Here is a 15,231-nt window from a genome sequence, read left to right as displayed (position 1 = left end):
GGTAGACGACCGGGTTGATAGGCCGGAGGTGGAAGCGCGGTAACGTGTGGAGCTGACCGGTACTAATAGGCCGAGGACTTGACCACAAAGCAACTTTTTGCTCGCGTCCACTATGTGATTCTGAGACAACAGACACCGTCGCGCCCGTGGGGTGCGCGTGTTTGATAGTTTCATAGGGTTACGGCGGTTATGGCGAAGGGGAAACACCCGGTTACATTCCGAACCCGGAAGTTAAGCCCTTCAGCGCCGATGGTACTGCACCGGGGACGGTGTGGGAGAGTAGGTCGCCGCCGGACAATCATTGTGGGAAAGGCCATCCTTCGGGGTGGCCTTTCCTGCGTTTGGGGGGGTGTTCCCGGGGAACCGGGACACCCCCCTTTTTTTTCGGGTCTTTCCCCGGAGACCCCCAAGACAACGCCCTGACCTCCGGAAGAGGCCAGGGCGTTGTCGGGACATGCGTCAGGGCGTGATGAACAGGCCGTCACCCACGGTCCGCTCGATCCCATCGGAGGGCCGGTTGACGACCTTGTCGCCGATGACCATCGCGGTCGAGCCGCCACCATCGAGGTTGATGGCCTGCTTGGCTCCCAGCCAGCGCATCAGCTGAGCCGCCTCCACCATCGAGGCGCCCACGGTGACACCCGGGTTGCGGCCGTCTACCGCGGCCAGGATCAGTCCGCCGGACTTGGTGACACCGGCCAGTGTGCGCGGGTGGCGGCGGAGCATCATGTTGACCGAATCGTGCCCGTCGGCGTGGGCCGTGATGCGTATCCGGCCGTTCCTGATCAGTCCCACACCGCCGCCCATGACGTACGTATCGGGGGTGAGCGGCACGGCCCGCTGCGTCCGCAGGTCGATGACCTTGGTGTCCAGCTTCATGGTCGAGGTCTCCGCGGCGTGCTCCGCGAGCCAGTCGGCCATGATGCCGCTGCCGTGGAGCACATAGGAGCCGGGAGGGACGGCACCGCCGGCCTGGCGGACCTTGACGACCTTCCCCTGGGCGTCGACGACGATCTCGGTTCCGCCGTCGGCTGCCGTATCGATTCCGAACTCCTCGGTGTAGAGGACGAGTTCGTCGGGGGCGGCGGCCCGGTTGACGCCCTGGACCTCGGTCTTCGCCCCGTCGGCGGGAATCGCGGTGACCACTGTCTTCAGCTCGGTGATTTTGACCTTGCGGCCCTTGATGATCAGGCCGCTGCGGCCGGGTACCGCCTCGCTGAGAAGCTTGCCACCCACCACCGAAATGCCCATCGGATCGCCCTTGATCGCCTTGGACGTGTGGATGTTGAAGAATCCGCCGTTGACGCCGGCGATGGCACCGGTGAGCTTGGACATCTCGCTGGGGGTCTCACCCGTGGCGATGCTGGCGCCGATGCTGGTCTTGAAAGAACCCTTGAAGACCCTCGGGTTCACCATCAGCACGTTCATGTTCCACGGCCCGGTGGTCTCCAGACCGTCGTCACCGATGAAGTCGGTCCTGGCCCGGATGTCGAACTCCTTGAGCTGCTTCACCACCTTGTCGGCCTCGGCGCGCTGTTTGAACGGCCAGAGGCCGACGCGGACGATGTATCGCTCCACGGCCGGCGCGTCCGCCGCGGCGGGCTGCACGATCTTCTCCACGCTGGGGGTGAACCCCGCGGCCTCGACCTCCTCCGCCTTCGCCTGGGCGGTGGCCGGCTTGCCGTCCTCGTGCCCGTTGGGCATCAGCACGGTTACGCTCCACCCCTGGGTGGACTTACCGTGGGTCAGGCTGAAAAGGCTGACTCCCGGAGCCACATTGCGCTGTTTTGTGACGGGAGCCATCCTTTCGCCAAGCGGAAACGCGGTGCTGGGAAAGGTGCTGCTCGCCTGGTCGGCGTGAGCTGGAATCGCAGTGACGGCAAGTGCTATGGCTGAAAGCCCGACGGCGATACGTCGCGACATGTATGTCTCTCCCCGTTGGTGACCAAACTTCGGTGCACCATCGTGCCGAGATCTACCTGCCGAGGGGAGCGAAACACGCGAAACTGCTCAAGAAAGTGTTGTCATCCACACAGCGCTCCTATGCGGAACGACGGAATTCGTCTGGCCCGCGACTGCTCCGAACGGGCTAACCATGCTGGTCAATAGGGGTTAGCCCGCGCCGTTTTCTCTGCGGGGGCAAGAAAACGAGGCTACGGTGCGGTAGGCCGCATTCCCTCACATCAAGCGGCACATCTTCCGAGAGGCAGCCGTCATGGGGCTGAACATTCTCATTGTGATCATCGCGAGCATGGTTCTGGGTTTCATCCTCGGCGTGATCCTGGCGCGCCCGCGCCGCTGGGATCTCTACATCTGTGCCGACGACACCGTCCACGCGGACACCGCATCCGACGGGCACGGTTAACGGAGCACATCAGACGGGCGCAAGCCGTACGGAATCTGGGTCCTGTACGGCTTGCGCCGCAACTCGTCAGGATACGGAGTGGTACACCTTGCGGAGCGTCTCGTGGACGATCCAGGTGGTCTTGGCGCCTTCTGCGAGCAGGCAGACCGACCCGGGAACGAGTTCGACGGTGGCGCCGCCCTCGACCTCCAGGGTGGCGCGGCCGGACAGGACCACAAAGATCTCGTCCCGCTCGACGTCGGTCACCGTGCCCGGTGTGATCTCCCAGATGCCCCGGCTCTGGGAGCCGTCAGGAGAGGTCCACAGCTCGGCCGAGAAGGTCTGTGGTGACCCGGCGAGGATCTGGGCGGGGTCCAGTTCGTCGGGTGACAGCCGTACGTCGCCGGTGGGGACGGCGAAGGCCCCGGCGGCGGTGACCATCCGGGCCAGACTGGCGGTCTCGGGGACGAGGATCTCGGGCATGGGGACCTTTCAGGTGCGGGGGTTGTCTCTCCGGAAGGACTCCAGCGCCAGCAGGGCGACGTGGAGGGAGAGGCAGGATTCGACGTCGTCCAGGTCGGTTTCGAGGACGCGTTCCAGCCTGCGGAGCCGATCGTAGAAGGCGGGCCTGGACAGGTGGGCCTTCTGGGCGGCGACGGCCTTGTTACGGCCGGAGTCCAGGTAGATCCGCAGGATCCTGGTCAGGTCGCCGCCACGCTGGGCGTCGTGGGCCAGCAGGGGACCGAGCTCGCGTTCGGCGAAGGTCTGCAGGCGGGCGTCGTCTCTCAGCAGATGCAGCAGGCCGCGCAGGCGCAGGTCTGGGAGACGGTAGAAGGTCCGGCCGTCGGGCTGCCTGACGGCCACGTCGGCGACCTGTTCGGCTTCGAGGAAGCTTCGCCGTACGTCGCGGATGGACTCGACCACCGAACCGGCGGCGAGGACGAACGGCGTGGTGAAGGTCATCCGCAGGCGGTCGGCCAGCGAGGTCAGGGCGAGCTCGGCGAGAGTACGCGGAGGCAGGGGGAGCAGGACGCCGACGCGGTTCTGGTCCAGGGCGCCGACCAGGGCGGGGAGCCGGGCGTCACGGCAGGCGGCGGCGGTGGCGTCGGCCAGCTCGCCGAGCTTGGCGAGCTGCTCCTGGCCGTCCAGCGGGCTCTCCGGGGGCTCGGCGGGGCGGAGCACCAGGCTGATCAGTTTGCGGCCGGTCAGTGGAACGCCGACCGCTCGGGCGCGAGCCGCGGCCTCGTCGGGATCGGCGTAGGCGTGGGTCAGGATGCCGGTGATGATCGTGCCGTGAGCCTGGCGCTCCAGCGACTCCTGGTGGCGCTCCAGCAGGCGCCCCAGGGCGAGGGTGGTCGCCGCGCGCTCGGCGAGCACGATGTCACGCGGGCTTGGCTCCACGTCGCAGAGCAGGATCAACCGGCCCCAGTCCTGGCCTCGCGCGCCGACCATGGTGACCAGCCAGCCGGAGGCCGAGTCGTAGGCGGTGCGCTCGTCGGGCGCCACCGCCCGGGATCGTGTCTCCCAGCTCGCCAGCAGTGTTCCGGTGTCGCGCCCGGCCGTCTCGCAGGCGAGCACCTGATGCGCGAGGTTCTCCAGCAGCACCGGCCGCCCGGCCAGCCGCGCGACCTGGCGGAGAACCTCGGCCGGGGAGGCGCCCTCGACCGACAGCTCGGTGAAGACCTCGTGAAGCTGCTCGGAGGCGCGTAGCTCCTCCAGCTGGATGTCGATGATCCGGGCGTGCACCGACTCGGTGATCTGCACGAACGGAGTCTCACGGGCCAGCGTGATCAGCGGAAGACCGTGCTTCTCGGCGGCGTTGATCACACCCCGGGGAAGCTCCTTGATGAATTTCCGCCCGAGTTCCACGATCAGTCCGGACGCGCCCACGGCGGCGAGCTCCACCACGTAGTCGACGAGCCTGTCGGGATCGTCGGGGAGCGCGACGCCGGTGGTGAGCACCAGCTCTCCGCCGCGCAGCAGGTGGGCGATGTCGGTGACCTCGCCGACGTGAACCCAGCGCACGCGGGTGTCCAGGCGGTCGGCTCCCGCGACGACGTGCGGGTTGCCTCGGCGGACGGTCTCCAGAGCGAGGACGTCGGAGATGGTAGGGAGCACCCACAGAGAGTATCCGATCAGACTGTAAGTCCGAACGAAAGCCTTCTTACAGGCTGTTGCGTTGATCGCGTAGTGTGCGGCTTTCCGGGCCGGTCGGGGTCCACGCGGAGGCGGGGCCGTCCGGCTGCCTCGCTCGCGTCCCGGAGTCGGTGGACATCAAGACCGTATCTTTGCATATCGCCCCTTTTTAACACCACCAAAATGAGTATGGTGGTGTTGGAACGAGAAGGGGGGAAGTTCAGATGCCTCGTTCCGATGCCAAAGGCCTGGTCCTCGCGGTCGTCTCGGCGATCTGTTTCGGTTTTTCGGGGCCCCTGGCCAAGTCACTCATCGACGCGGGTCTGCCGTCCTCGCAGGCGGTGTGGACAAGGCTCGCGGGGGCGGCGCTTGTGCTGCTCGTCGTGGCACTTCTGGTCAAGCCGTCCGTTCTCGTCGTCCCCCGTCACCGGCTACGATTCGTCGCCGCCTACAGCCTGGTGGGCTTCGCCGCGGTGCAGGCCTTCTACTACGGGACGATCGCCCGTCTGCCGGTAGGCGTCGCGGTGCTGCTGGAATACGCCTCGCCGGTTCTGGTCCTGGGCTGGGTGCGGCTGGTGCGCCGGGTACGGCTGCCGCGCGTGGCCTCGGCCGGGGCCGTTCTGGCGGTCGGCGGTCTCGCCTGTGTCGTCGAGGTCTGGCAGGGGGTTCGCCTTGACGGGATCGGGCTTGTGCTCGGACTCGGGACGGCCGCCTGCGCCGCCGTGTACTTCCTGCTCAGCCAGGACGCCGGAGACGACGTCCACCCGATCGGGGCACTCGCGTGGGGACTGGCCGGAGCGACTGCCGTACTCACGCCCCTGGCGCGGCCCTGGCAGCTGCCCTGGCACCTGTTCGCCGCCGACCTCGCCCTGGGCGGCCGGACCCTGCCGGCTCCACTGGTCATCGGCTGGCTGGTCCTCATCGGCACCGTGGCCGCCTACGCCACCGGCATCGCGGCGGTGCGCGTGCTGACCGCCGCGATCGGTGCCACGGTCGCGTCAATCGAGGTGCTCGCCAGCGTGGTCATCGCATGGGTCTTGCTCGGCGAGGCGCTGGGCGCCGCCCAGCTGCTCGGGGGCGCCCTGGTGCTGACGGGGGCGCTTCTCGCCCAGTCGGCGGTGGCCCGCGCCGGCTCTCCCACGGACCGCGAGGCGATCACGGCCGGTGGGGCGATCACGGCCGGTGGGGCGGAGGACGAGGAGAGAGCCCCCTCCGCCGCCGTTCGCTGAGGGTACTTCCGCCGTCGTGACGCGTCCTCACCGTCGGGGTGACGGGGGCGGGGAGATCTCCATGGTGATCGGAGACCTCGGGCGCCGGCGGTGTCCGGCGACTTCAGATACGGGACTCTTCGACGATCGCGACGATCTCGTCGATCGCCTGTCTGGACTCGGGCAGGGAGTACAGGGGCCAGACGTGCATCATGCCGGGGTATTCGAACCAGCCCAGGGACACGCCCTCCTGTCGCGCCCTGTCCCTGAGCCGGTGGGCGTCGGCGTTGAGGATGTCGCGGGTGCCGGTGAAGACGGCGATGGGGGCCAGTCCGCGGAGCGAGCCGTACAGGGGGCTGACCACCGGGTCACGCATGTCCAGGCCCCCCGCGTACAGGCGGCCGGCCTCGCGCACGCCCTCGGGGGCGAGGATCGGGTCGACCCGCTCCAGTGCCACCATGGCCGGGTCGCTGCAGGAGATGTCGACGCACGGCGACACCAGCACCAGGTGCGCCGGTTGCGGCAGACCGGCCTCCCTGGCCTGCATGATCAGAGACAGGGACAGGTTGCCCCCCGCGGAGTCGCCCATCACGGTCAGGCCCTCCGGGGAGAACCACTCGACGAGGTCCCGGTACAGGGGCAGGAGCATGGCCCATACGTCGCGGGCGGTGTGCTCGGGGGCCAGCGGGTACAGGGGAACGGTGATCGAGCAGTCCAGCCGTTTGGCCAGCGTGCCGATGAGGTCCCAGTGCAGCGAGGTGATCGACAAGGACCAGCCGCCGCCGTGCAGATACAGCAGGTGACGCTTGGTGCGCCCGGTCTTCGGGCTCACCGTGTAGACGCGGTGACCGGCCACGTGCTGCTCCTCGACGGAGAGCCGGTCCTTGAAGCCGGGTACGGCGGGGCCTCTCCTGCGATCGGCGGCGATGCTCTTGTGCACCTTTTCCGCGTTGCCGTACATGCGCCGTTTGACGCCCATCAGCCTGACCATGACGGTGGTCAGCCGCGCTTGCATGCTTGTCATGGGGGACCTTTCCCGGGTGGAGGCGGCGAAGGTGAGGCGGCCGGGCGCGCGCCCGCTCACCGTCGCCGTCCGGCGATCATGACCGCGCCCGTCGTCGCCGCCCAGACGATCAGCGGGTAGATCGCCAGACGTTCCATCGTGCCGAGTCCGAGCCCGAGGAACTGGTTGAACAGGAACAGGGCCGCCATGACCAGCCCGAAAGCGCCCGCGAGGAGGCCGAGCACAGCGGGCACCCGCCATCCGGGGGCGCCGCGGGTGGCGAGTCCGAGCACCAGCACTCCCGCGTTCCCGACGGCGAAGATCCCCATCGCGCCCAGACCGTGCACGATGATGTTCTCGTTCTCCGGCGCCAGGCCGACCACGATCCAGCTCACGGCGACCCATGCGACCAGCACGCGTCCCACGACCGTGCCGCGCCCCGGCGGCCAGGCACGCCGGGTCAGCACGAGACCGGCTATCAGTAGCACTCCCAGCAGGATGAACGAGCCGTTCATCAGAGCGTGCCGCGGCGAGCAGACCGGCAGGTACTCGTCGGTGGTGTAGTACTTGAACGGCTGGCAGGAGGTGTTGCCCAGGTCGCTGAGGAAGCGCTCCGTCCAGTCGTACGGGATGGTCCAGGCGGCACGGGCCAGAGCCTCCGCGACGAAGAACCACACGCTCAGCATCCAGGCGATTCCCCCGATCGTGACGGACGAACTACGGGGTGTGACGGTGGCATGGCGTGACGGTGTTCCGGGCATTCACCCACTCCTTGATCATTTTGATGGTCCGGCTCGCCGCCGGACCCGAATGCGGGCAGCACGAAATCCACGCCGGACGGGCGTGCAACGGCACCCATGGCACCGGCCGCGGTCAGGGCGGTGCCCTGATCGGCGTGTGCGGCGTTTCGCTGACGTGGTTCGACGCCCTACAGGCCCACCTGCGGCCTCTCCGGGCGTGTTCTATGGATCTTCCGGTTCCCGCGAGGCGGGGTTTACAGGCCGCGCTCGATCAGGTCGAAGGCCTCGTCGATCAGACTGTCGAGAGGCTTGCCGACACCCTCCTGCCAGGAGGCTCGGACGGCCCACTCGATGATGGAGAACGTCGTGACGACCAGCACGCTGGGGTAGACCTCGCGCGGCAGGTCGGCCTCCATCCGATCGGCCACGGCCCGCATGAGGGTCACGAAGATCTGTTCTTGGTCGGCGGGCTTGCGTGCCCGGGTGAGCAGTTCGGGATTGCGGCGCCACAGCGCGATCTGCTCGCGGCTGGGCACGAAGGATTCGGCGATCTCCTTGGCCATGACCCGCATCGACCGGACGGCCGGCTCGTCCGCGGGACGCGCGGCCACCAGCGCCGCCAGCTCCTCCGCCGACCAGGAGGGCCCGACCGTCAGAGCCTCCTCCTTGGTGGAGAAGTAGTTGAAGAAGGTCCGGGTGGAGATGTCGGCCGCCTCGGCGATCCCCTCGACGGTCAGGCTCTCCAGCCCTCCCTTCAGGGCCAGGCTCACCGCCGCGTCTCCGATGAGCCGTCGCTTCCGTGCCTTGTTGCGTCTGCGACGCTCTTCCACCGCATCCATGATTTACACAATACGCAAAAATTGCATTATGTGCAATCCAATGGGTGGCAAAGTCCCGTCCGCAACCTCGCGGGAATGCCGGTCGGACCCGGCTCGTGGCAGGGCCGGTCCGTGGCGGGTCAGCCCGTGGTGGAGCCGGCCGGCGGCATGGCGGATGACGGGGATGGTGGAGTCGCCGGTTCGGCAGGGGATGCGGCGGAGCGGTTCAGGTGCGCTTCCAGGCCGTCGAGCATGCAGGTCAGGCCGAACTCGAAGTTGAGCGCGCGGGAGACGTCGACCTCGCTGATGTCGTATGTCGCATAGCGTGCCGCCAGTTCGGGATAGTCGCGGGCGGCCCGCTCCACCCACTCCTTCGTCGTCGTCAGTATCTCCTCGCTGCTCATTCCGGAGCTGGCCTGAACGGCGCGCCAGGCGATCTCGGGTGCGGTCACGCCCATCACGTAGGACATCAGCGTGGCGGCTGCGTAGTCCAGGGCCGTGTCCTTGAACCCCGCCAGCTGGAACGTCTTCAGCAGCTGGTCGGACAGGCGCATCGCGTTGGGGCCGAGGGCCGGCCTGGTGCCGATGAGGGAGGCCGACCAGGGGTGCTCGAAGAACGTCGCGCGCAAGCCGTAGGCGAACACCGTGACCGCCTCTCGCCAGCCGCTCATTTCGGGGTCGGGCACGGAGACCTTGCCGAACACCTCGTCCATGACGAGGTCGAGCAGGTCGTCCTTGTTGGCCACGTGCCAGTAGATGCTGGTGGCCCCGGAGCCGAGCTTGGCGCCCAGGCGGCGCATGCTGAGCGCATCCAGGCCTTCGGCGTCGAGCAGTTCCATGGCCGCGCGCACGATCTGGTCGCGGCTGAGCGTCGGGCTTTTGGCAGGGCGGCTCTCGCGGGTCCAGACCGAGGTGAAGGGCTTTTTCACGAGTCAAGCATAAATCCATTCGCACACTGTTCGAGGTTTGTCGTACGCTGTGCGAGTGGAATCGAACACTGTACGAGCAGAGCCCAACCCCCGACGCTGGTGGATTCTCGGCGTGCTTTGCCTGAGCCTTCTGGTGCTCGTGGTGGACAACACCGTTCTGAACCTGGCCATCCCCTCCCTGATGAGGGACCTGGGAGCCACCCCGGCGGACATCCAATGGATCATCGACGCCTACGTCCTGGTCTACGCCGGACTGCTGATCACCGCGGGCAGCCTGTCCGACCGGTACGGCCGCAGGCGTTTTCTGATCATCGGCCTGGCGCTGTTCGGCGGGGCCTCGCTGATCGCCCAGCTGGTCACCGAGCCCTGGCAGCTGATCGCCGCCCGCGCGCTGATGGGGGTCGGCGGCTCCATCCTCATGCCGAGCACCCTGTCGATCCTGATGACCGTCTTCGACGAGAGCGAGCGCCGCAAGGCCATCGCCGCGTGGAGCGCGGTGGCCATGGTCGGCGTGATCGCCGGCCCCACGGTGGGCGGGTTTTTGCTCGCGCACTACTGGTGGGGCTCGATCTTCCTGATCAACGTGCCCATCGCGGCCCTCGCCATCGCCGCCGCCGTGCTGCTGATGCCCGAGACGCGCGGTCCCGCCCGGAGGCTGGACCCGGTCGGCGTGCTGCTGTCCACCACCGGTATGAGCGCCCTGGTCTTCATGGTCATCTCCGCGCCCGGTGCGGGCTGGACCTCGCCCAAGGTGCTGGTCGCCACGGCGCTGGCCGTGCTGGCGCTGGGAGGGTTCATGCTCTGGGAGCGGAGGGCGGCCCACCCGATGCTGCCGCTTGAGCTGTTCCGCAACCGCAACTTCAGCGGGTCGTCGTTCTCGATCGTGCTGATGTCGTTCGGCACGGGCGCGCTGCTGCTGATGCTCACCCAGTACCTGCAGTTCGTGCTGGGCTACGGGCCGATGAAGGCGGGATTGGCGCTGCTGCCGTACGCCGTGGCCGCCGCGCTCTTCAACGCCGTCGGCGCGGGTCTCGGGCAGAAGGTCAGCAACCGCACGCTGGTCGCGGCCGGCATGACCGTGATGGCCCTCGGCTTCGGCGCGCTGGCCTTCATGACCGCCGACACCGGGTACGGCCTGCTGATCACCGCCCTGATGCTCATGGGCATCGGCGGAGGTCTGGCCGGACCCGCGGTCTACGCGACCCTCATGGGGGCCGTGCCGCCCGAGCACGCCGGTGTGGGCTCGGCGCTCAACGACACTGTCCAGCAGGTCGGCATGGCGCTGAGCGTGGCCGTGCTCGGCAGCGTGCTGGCCGGGGTCTACACCTCGTCGATGCCCTCCGGCGCCCCGGCCGCCGCGCGGGACTCGATCGGCGGTGCGCTCCAGCTGGGGGATCCCGGGCTGGTCCACACCGCGCGGGAGGCGTTCGTCTCGGCCATGTCCTTCGGATCCTGGGTGGGCGTGGGTTTCACCCTCGCGGCCGCCGCTCTGGCGCTCGTGATGCTGCGGCCCGCTCCCGCGGCTCCGGTCTCAGCTCCTGACCTGGTGGAAACGGGGAGCTGAGAGGTTCTCCAGGCTGTCCAGCGGGTCAGTCGTCGTCGGCCGGAGTGAACGCTGCGGCGTGGTCGCGGACGAAGTCGGCGATGTCGCGCGGGGGGCGGCCGAGCAGGTCGGCGACCGTGTCGGTGGTGAAGTCGCCCCAGCCGGAGACATAGGCCTGCGCGTACTCCTCGAGCATGTCGACGATCCACTTCGGAACGCCGTGGCCGAGCAGTGTCTTGCGCTTGGCGTCGTCGCTGACCGGCAGGTATGTGACAGACCTGCCGAGAGCGAGACGCAATTGGTCGGCGACCTCGTCAAACGTCAGCGAGCGCGGGCCGGTGAGGGTGTAGGTCTGGCCGTGGTGGCGATCCGGGTCGTCGAGGAGCACGCGGGCGGCGCACTCGGCGATGTCGCGTACGTCGATCATGCCGATCCGTGCCGAGGCCATGTTCAGCGAGAACGTACCGGTGGCCGAGAGATCGCCCGCCTCGTTCAGCAGGTTCTGCATGAACCAGTGCGGGCGCAGGATCGTCCAGCGCATGCCGCATCGTTCGGTCTCCCGGTCGGACAGCGCGTGCAGCCTGCCGCTGCGGTTCGGCGCGTCGTGTGCCGCGCCGACGACGGACAGGCGCACGATGCGCTCCACCCCGGCCTGGCGTGCGGCCCACACGACGTTCATGTTGTTCTCCGGGGCGCGCGGGCCGTTCGGGGTGAGCAGCCACACGTCCTGCACGCCCTCGAAGGCGGGCGGCAGCGACCGGGGGTCGTCGAGGTCACCGACGAAGACCTCGGCGTTCTGCTTGCGCGGGCCGCCCGCTTTGGACTCGTCGTGGATGAGAGCGTGAAGGTCCACGTCGGTCCCTTCCAGCGCATTCATCAGCGCGGTGGACACGGTTCCGGTGGCTCCGGTGATCAGCACGGTGCGTGACATGCTCATTCTCCCTTGGTGGTAGCGGGATACGGATTGGACCAGTTGGTCGAGGCGGCCGGTGCCGGGTCATGGCCTTGGCGAGCTGAGGTCTTCGAGGGCTTCCCCGCCGCCCGGTTGACGGTGATGCGCTCCAGGACCCAGAGCGCGAGGGTCCCCGCCGAGAGGGTGGCGCCCAAGACGCACACGCCGGTCCAGCCGCCGTGCACCCAGACCACCGAAGTCAGCGCGGAGCCCACCGCGCCGCCGAGGAACAAGGAGGTCAGGAAGGCGGAGTTGATCCGGTTGCGAGCCTCGGGCCGGAGCGCGTAGAGGACGTTCTGGCTGCTGTTGAGCACCGCCTGATGCGCCAGGTCCAGCACGATCACGCCGACGAGCAGCCAGACCAGTGAGCGTGCCCCCGCCGCGATCGCCAGCCAGGACGTCACCAGCAGGGTCGCCCCGGCGCCGGTCACGGTCTGGACGTACCCGCGGTCGGCCAGCCGCCCCGCCACCGTGGCGGTCAGCGCACCCGCGGCGCCGACCAGGCCGAACAGGCCGATGGCCGACTCCGACCAGCCGTACGGCGACCGCGCCAGCAGAAAGGTCAGCGCCGTCCACATCACGCTGAACGAAGCCAGGCTCAGGGCGCCGACACCTGCCCGCCACCGCAGCAGCGGCTCGTACCGGAACATCGCGACCGTCGAGCGCAGCAGCCCGGGGTAGGACAGGCGTCGGCCGTCCCCGCCGAGCCGGGGCAGGAAGACACGCAGCAACACGGCCATCAGTGCCATCAGGACCGCGTTCACCCAGTAGACCGTCCGCCAGCCGCCCAGCTCGGACAACGCTCCGGACGCGGTACGCGCCAGCAGCAGGCCGAGCATCAGCCCGGTCATCACCGTGCCGACCACCCGGCCACGCTCGGCCGGGGCCGCCAGCGTCGCCGCGAACGGCACCACGACCTGCGCTCCCACCGAGGTCAGCGCGGTCAGGGCCGTACTGGCCAAGAGCACCGTGCCGTTGGCTGCGGTTGCCGACACCAGCAGAAACACCGCGGTCGCCGCGTAGAGGGACATGGCAAGCCGCCGTCGCTCCATCAGGTCGCCGAGCGGCACCAGCAGGATCAGCCCCAGTGCGTACCCGGCTTGTGCGGCCGTCACCACCAGCGCCGCCATCGAGGGGCCGAGCCTCAGTTCCCGGCCGATCAGGTCAAGCAGCGGCTGCGCGAAGTAGTTGCCCGCGACCGCCAGCCCGGTCGCCACCGACATGAGCAGGAGCAGTCCGCGCGACAGGCCGCCGTCCGGATGGGGTTCCGTCGTCGTCATGCGCCTAGCCTCGGCGATGGGCGATCAATGAGTCCAACGCATGTTTGTCATCGAACCAATCGTGTATCACGATTGATCTATGGAGCTTCAGCAGATGCGCTACGTCGTCGCCGTCGCGGAGACGAGCAACTTCACCCGCGCCGCCGAGCAGTGCCTGGTCGTCCAGTCCGCGCTGAGTCACCAGATCGCCCGGCTGGAACGTGAGCTGGGTGCCAAGCTGTTCGACCGCACCAGCCGCCGCGTCCGGCTGACCCCGGCCGGCGAGGCGTTTCTCCCCGCGGTCCGCCAGGCTCTCGATGCCGCCGAGCGGGCGCGGGCCGAGGTGGCGTCCGCCGTCGGCGAGATCCGTGGCCGGCTCGCCATCGGAGCCATCCCCACCGTCGTCGCGGTCGATCTGCCGACCGCGCTGAAACACTTCCACTTGCGGCATCGGCAGGTACGGATCAGCCTCCGCTCAGGCGCGAGCGAGGATCTGATCGAACGGGTGCGGCAGGGCACCCTGGACGTCGCGTTCCTGGGGCTTCCCCTGGGCGTACGGCCCAAGGGCGTCCGCGGTCGCGAACTGGCGCGCGGCGACCTCGTCGCCGTGGTGGCGCCCGGCCACCCGCTGGCGGACGAGGAGCGCGTGGACCTGCACCAGTTGTCGGACGAACCGTTCGTCGACTTCCCCCCGGGCACCGCCGCGCGGGCCCAGTCGGACGAGGCGTTCGCAGCGGTCGGAGTCCGGCGCGAGGTCGCCTTCGAAGTGACGACCGTGGACTTCATGGCCCGCCTGATCCGGCAGGGCCTGGGCGTCGGGATGTTGCCAGCCGCCTTCGTGTCCGACCTTCCCGACCTGCCCGTCGTCCGGCTTCGCGACGCTCCCGCCCGCATGGAGCACCTCATCTGGAGTCGCTTCCCTCCCTCCCCTGCCGCCGCGGCGTTCCTGTCCGTCCTAGGTGTCTCGGCGGCGGAATCCTCAAGATCGCCGGACTCGTGACCTCAGCCTCCGCCGCTCCCGCTGGTTCCGGGGCCTGCGACCGCACCTGATCTGCACTCCCGCCGGGCTGCCGATCACCTGGGCCCTGGCCGCCGGGGTACCTGGGGTTCCCGGAGGGATATGGAGATGTGCCGCAAAAATTCATGTATTTCAGATTGCTTTAGTAGGAAATCTGGGCCACGATGGATCCATGAGTCGCCCAAGCTCACGGAGGTGCACATGACCAGCGCGATCGACATCCGGCGGGTGGCCGGACACATCGGTGCGGAGATCCACGGCGTCGACATCTCGCGCCCTCTTGACGCGGCCGTGGCCGGAGAGATCCGGCAGGCTCTGCTCGCCCACAAGGTGATCTTCTTTCGGGGGCAGGATCTCGGCCACGGCGCGCAGATCGCCTTCGCCCGCCAGTTCGGCGACCTCACCCACGCGCACCCGCACGAGGACGCGCCACCGGAGGAGTTCCCGCAGATCCTCACCATCGACCCGCGTCGTTACGAGGAGCGTTACGGCCAGGGCTACCGGGAGCTCTACCGCAAGCGGCAGTACTCCTACTACTCCGGCTGGCACACCGACGTCACCGCCGCGGTCAACCCGCCCGCCGCCTCGATCCTGCGTGCCGAGACCGTGCCGCCGTTCGGTGGTGACACCCAGTGGACCAACCTGGTGGCGGCCTATGAGGGGCTGTCGGAGCCGCTGAAGCGCTTCGCGGACGGTCTGCGTGCCGAGCACCGCTTCCTGGCCGGCTATCAGACGGCCGCGGAGGACGCCACGCTGGTCAAGCGGATCAACGACAACCTGCTGATCTCGATCCACCCCGTCGTCCGGGTGCACCCGGAGACGGGGGAGCGGGCGCTGTTCGTCAACCCCGGCTTCACCGACCGGATCGTCGGGGTCTCTCCCCAGGAGAGCCGTCGCATCCTCGACCTGCTGTACGAGCAGATCACCCGGCCCGAATACACCGTCCGGTTCCGCTGGGAGCCCGGCAGCGTGGCCTTCTGGGACAACCGTGCCACCGCGCACCTGGCCCCCACCGACCTCGACCACCTCGACGTCGAGCGGACCCTGCACCGCGTCACCTTGATCGGCGACCGCCCGGTCGGCCCTGACGGCTTCGAGTCCGAGATCGTCGCCGGCCGTCCGTTCGAGGCGGAAGCCCTGGTGGTCGCCTGACCTCCGATGCCCGGGCGGGGGAACCTGGGGGTGCTCCGCCCGACCTCCCGTACGGCTTGCGCCATCCGTCGCAGGGCGCAAGCCGTACGGGAGCCCCTGGCCTCGTCGAACTCCCGCGATCTCGCGGGC

14 protein-coding genes and 2 rRNA genes are annotated in these 15,231 nt (G+C 68.6%); 7 read left to right on the top strand and 9 right to left on the bottom strand.

Features of this window, described 5'->3' with window-relative positions:
- Both ACFY2X_RS11110 and rrf read left to right on the top strand, forming a co-directional pair.
- Positions 1–86, top strand: a 23S ribosomal RNA gene (locus ACFY2X_RS11110); the annotation flags it as partial.
- A gap of 93 nt (positions 87–179) precedes the next feature.
- Positions 180–296: ribosomal RNA gene (rrf, locus tag ACFY2X_RS11105) — 5S ribosomal RNA — on the top strand.
- Positions 297–459: 163 nt separating this feature from the next.
- Here rrf and ACFY2X_RS11100 read toward each other — a convergent pair.
- On the bottom strand, positions 460–1,704 hold the full coding sequence (locus ACFY2X_RS11100) for a phosphodiester glycosidase family protein (protein WP_389935807.1): 1,245 nt from the start codon (positions 1,702–1,704) through the stop codon (positions 460–462).
- Between the two features lie 511 nt (positions 1,705–2,215).
- On the opposite strand from ACFY2X_RS11100, the gene ACFY2X_RS11095 reads away from it, so the two are divergent.
- The gene (locus ACFY2X_RS11095; protein ID WP_389935778.1) at positions 2,216–2,365 is read left to right on the top strand and encodes a hypothetical protein; all 150 of its coding nucleotides are present in this window, start codon (positions 2,216–2,218) and stop codon (positions 2,363–2,365) included.
- A 66-nt stretch (positions 2,366–2,431) separates the two neighbouring features.
- Here the strand turns inward: ACFY2X_RS11095 and ACFY2X_RS11090 are convergent, their stop codons facing one another.
- Positions 2,432–2,827: a cupin domain-containing protein gene (locus ACFY2X_RS11090; RefSeq protein WP_389935775.1), complete on the bottom strand. Its 396-nt coding sequence runs from the start codon at positions 2,825–2,827 to the stop codon at positions 2,432–2,434.
- A gap of 9 nt (positions 2,828–2,836) precedes the next feature.
- Complete coding sequence (locus tag ACFY2X_RS11085) at positions 2,837–4,462, bottom strand: PucR family transcriptional regulator (protein ID WP_389935772.1); 1,626 nt, start codon at positions 4,460–4,462, stop codon at positions 2,837–2,839.
- A 242-nt stretch (positions 4,463–4,704) separates the two neighbouring features.
- Here ACFY2X_RS11085 and ACFY2X_RS11080 point away from each other — a divergent pair, with 242 nt between their 5' ends.
- Complete coding sequence (locus tag ACFY2X_RS11080) at positions 4,705–5,709, top strand: DMT family transporter (protein ID WP_389935770.1); 1,005 nt, start codon at positions 4,705–4,707, stop codon at positions 5,707–5,709.
- Positions 5,710–5,812: 103 nt separating this feature from the next.
- Here ACFY2X_RS11080 and ACFY2X_RS11075 read toward each other — a convergent pair whose 3' ends face one another.
- From ACFY2X_RS11075 to ACFY2X_RS11060, 4 genes are all read right to left on the bottom strand, one after another.
- Positions 5,813–6,712, bottom strand: a complete 900-nt coding sequence (locus tag ACFY2X_RS11075; protein ID WP_389935767.1) for an alpha/beta hydrolase — start codon at positions 6,710–6,712, stop codon at positions 5,813–5,815.
- A gap of 56 nt (positions 6,713–6,768) precedes the next feature.
- On the bottom strand, positions 6,769–7,452 hold the full coding sequence (locus ACFY2X_RS11070; protein ID WP_389935764.1) for a DUF998 domain-containing protein: 684 nt from the start codon (positions 7,450–7,452) through the stop codon (positions 6,769–6,771).
- Between the two features lie 233 nt (positions 7,453–7,685).
- Positions 7,686–8,270, bottom strand: a complete 585-nt coding sequence (locus tag ACFY2X_RS11065) for a helix-turn-helix domain-containing protein (RefSeq protein WP_389935760.1) — start codon at positions 8,268–8,270, stop codon at positions 7,686–7,688.
- Positions 8,271–8,389: 119 nt separating this feature from the next.
- A complete protein-coding gene (locus tag ACFY2X_RS11060; protein WP_389935757.1) occupies positions 8,390–9,178 on the bottom strand; it encodes a TetR/AcrR family transcriptional regulator in 789 nt (262 codons plus the stop codon).
- 55 nt (positions 9,179–9,233) lie between these two features.
- On the opposite strand from ACFY2X_RS11060, the gene ACFY2X_RS11055 reads away from it, so the two are divergent.
- On the top strand, positions 9,234–10,742 hold the full coding sequence (locus ACFY2X_RS11055) for an MFS transporter (protein WP_389935755.1): 1,509 nt from the start codon (positions 9,234–9,236) through the stop codon (positions 10,740–10,742).
- 25 nt (positions 10,743–10,767) lie between these two features.
- Here ACFY2X_RS11055 and ACFY2X_RS11050 read toward each other — a convergent pair whose 3' ends face one another.
- Entirely contained in the window at positions 10,768–11,652 is an 885-nt protein-coding gene (locus ACFY2X_RS11050) for an SDR family oxidoreductase (protein WP_389935752.1), read from the bottom strand.
- A gap of 2 nt (positions 11,653–11,654) precedes the next feature.
- Positions 11,655–12,953 (bottom strand): MFS transporter, encoded by a 1,299-nt coding sequence (locus ACFY2X_RS11045; protein WP_389935749.1) that lies wholly within the window; start codon positions 12,951–12,953, stop codon positions 11,655–11,657.
- A gap of 79 nt (positions 12,954–13,032) precedes the next feature.
- Here ACFY2X_RS11045 and ACFY2X_RS11040 point away from each other — a divergent pair, with 79 nt between their 5' ends.
- A complete protein-coding gene (locus ACFY2X_RS11040; RefSeq protein ID WP_389935746.1) occupies positions 13,033–13,932 on the top strand; it encodes a LysR family transcriptional regulator in 900 nt (299 codons plus the stop codon).
- A gap of 219 nt (positions 13,933–14,151) precedes the next feature.
- Positions 14,152–15,102: a TauD/TfdA dioxygenase family protein gene (locus ACFY2X_RS11035; RefSeq protein WP_389935743.1), complete on the top strand. Its 951-nt coding sequence runs from the start codon at positions 14,152–14,154 to the stop codon at positions 15,100–15,102.
- Positions 15,103–15,231: the final 129 nt, after the last annotated feature.

Source organism: Streptosporangium sp. NPDC000396, assembly GCF_042898655.1.
In the GTDB taxonomy this organism is placed as follows: Bacteria; Actinomycetota; Actinomycetes; order Streptosporangiales; family Streptosporangiaceae; genus Streptosporangium.
This window is presented reverse-complemented; position numbering and strand designations above follow the sequence as displayed.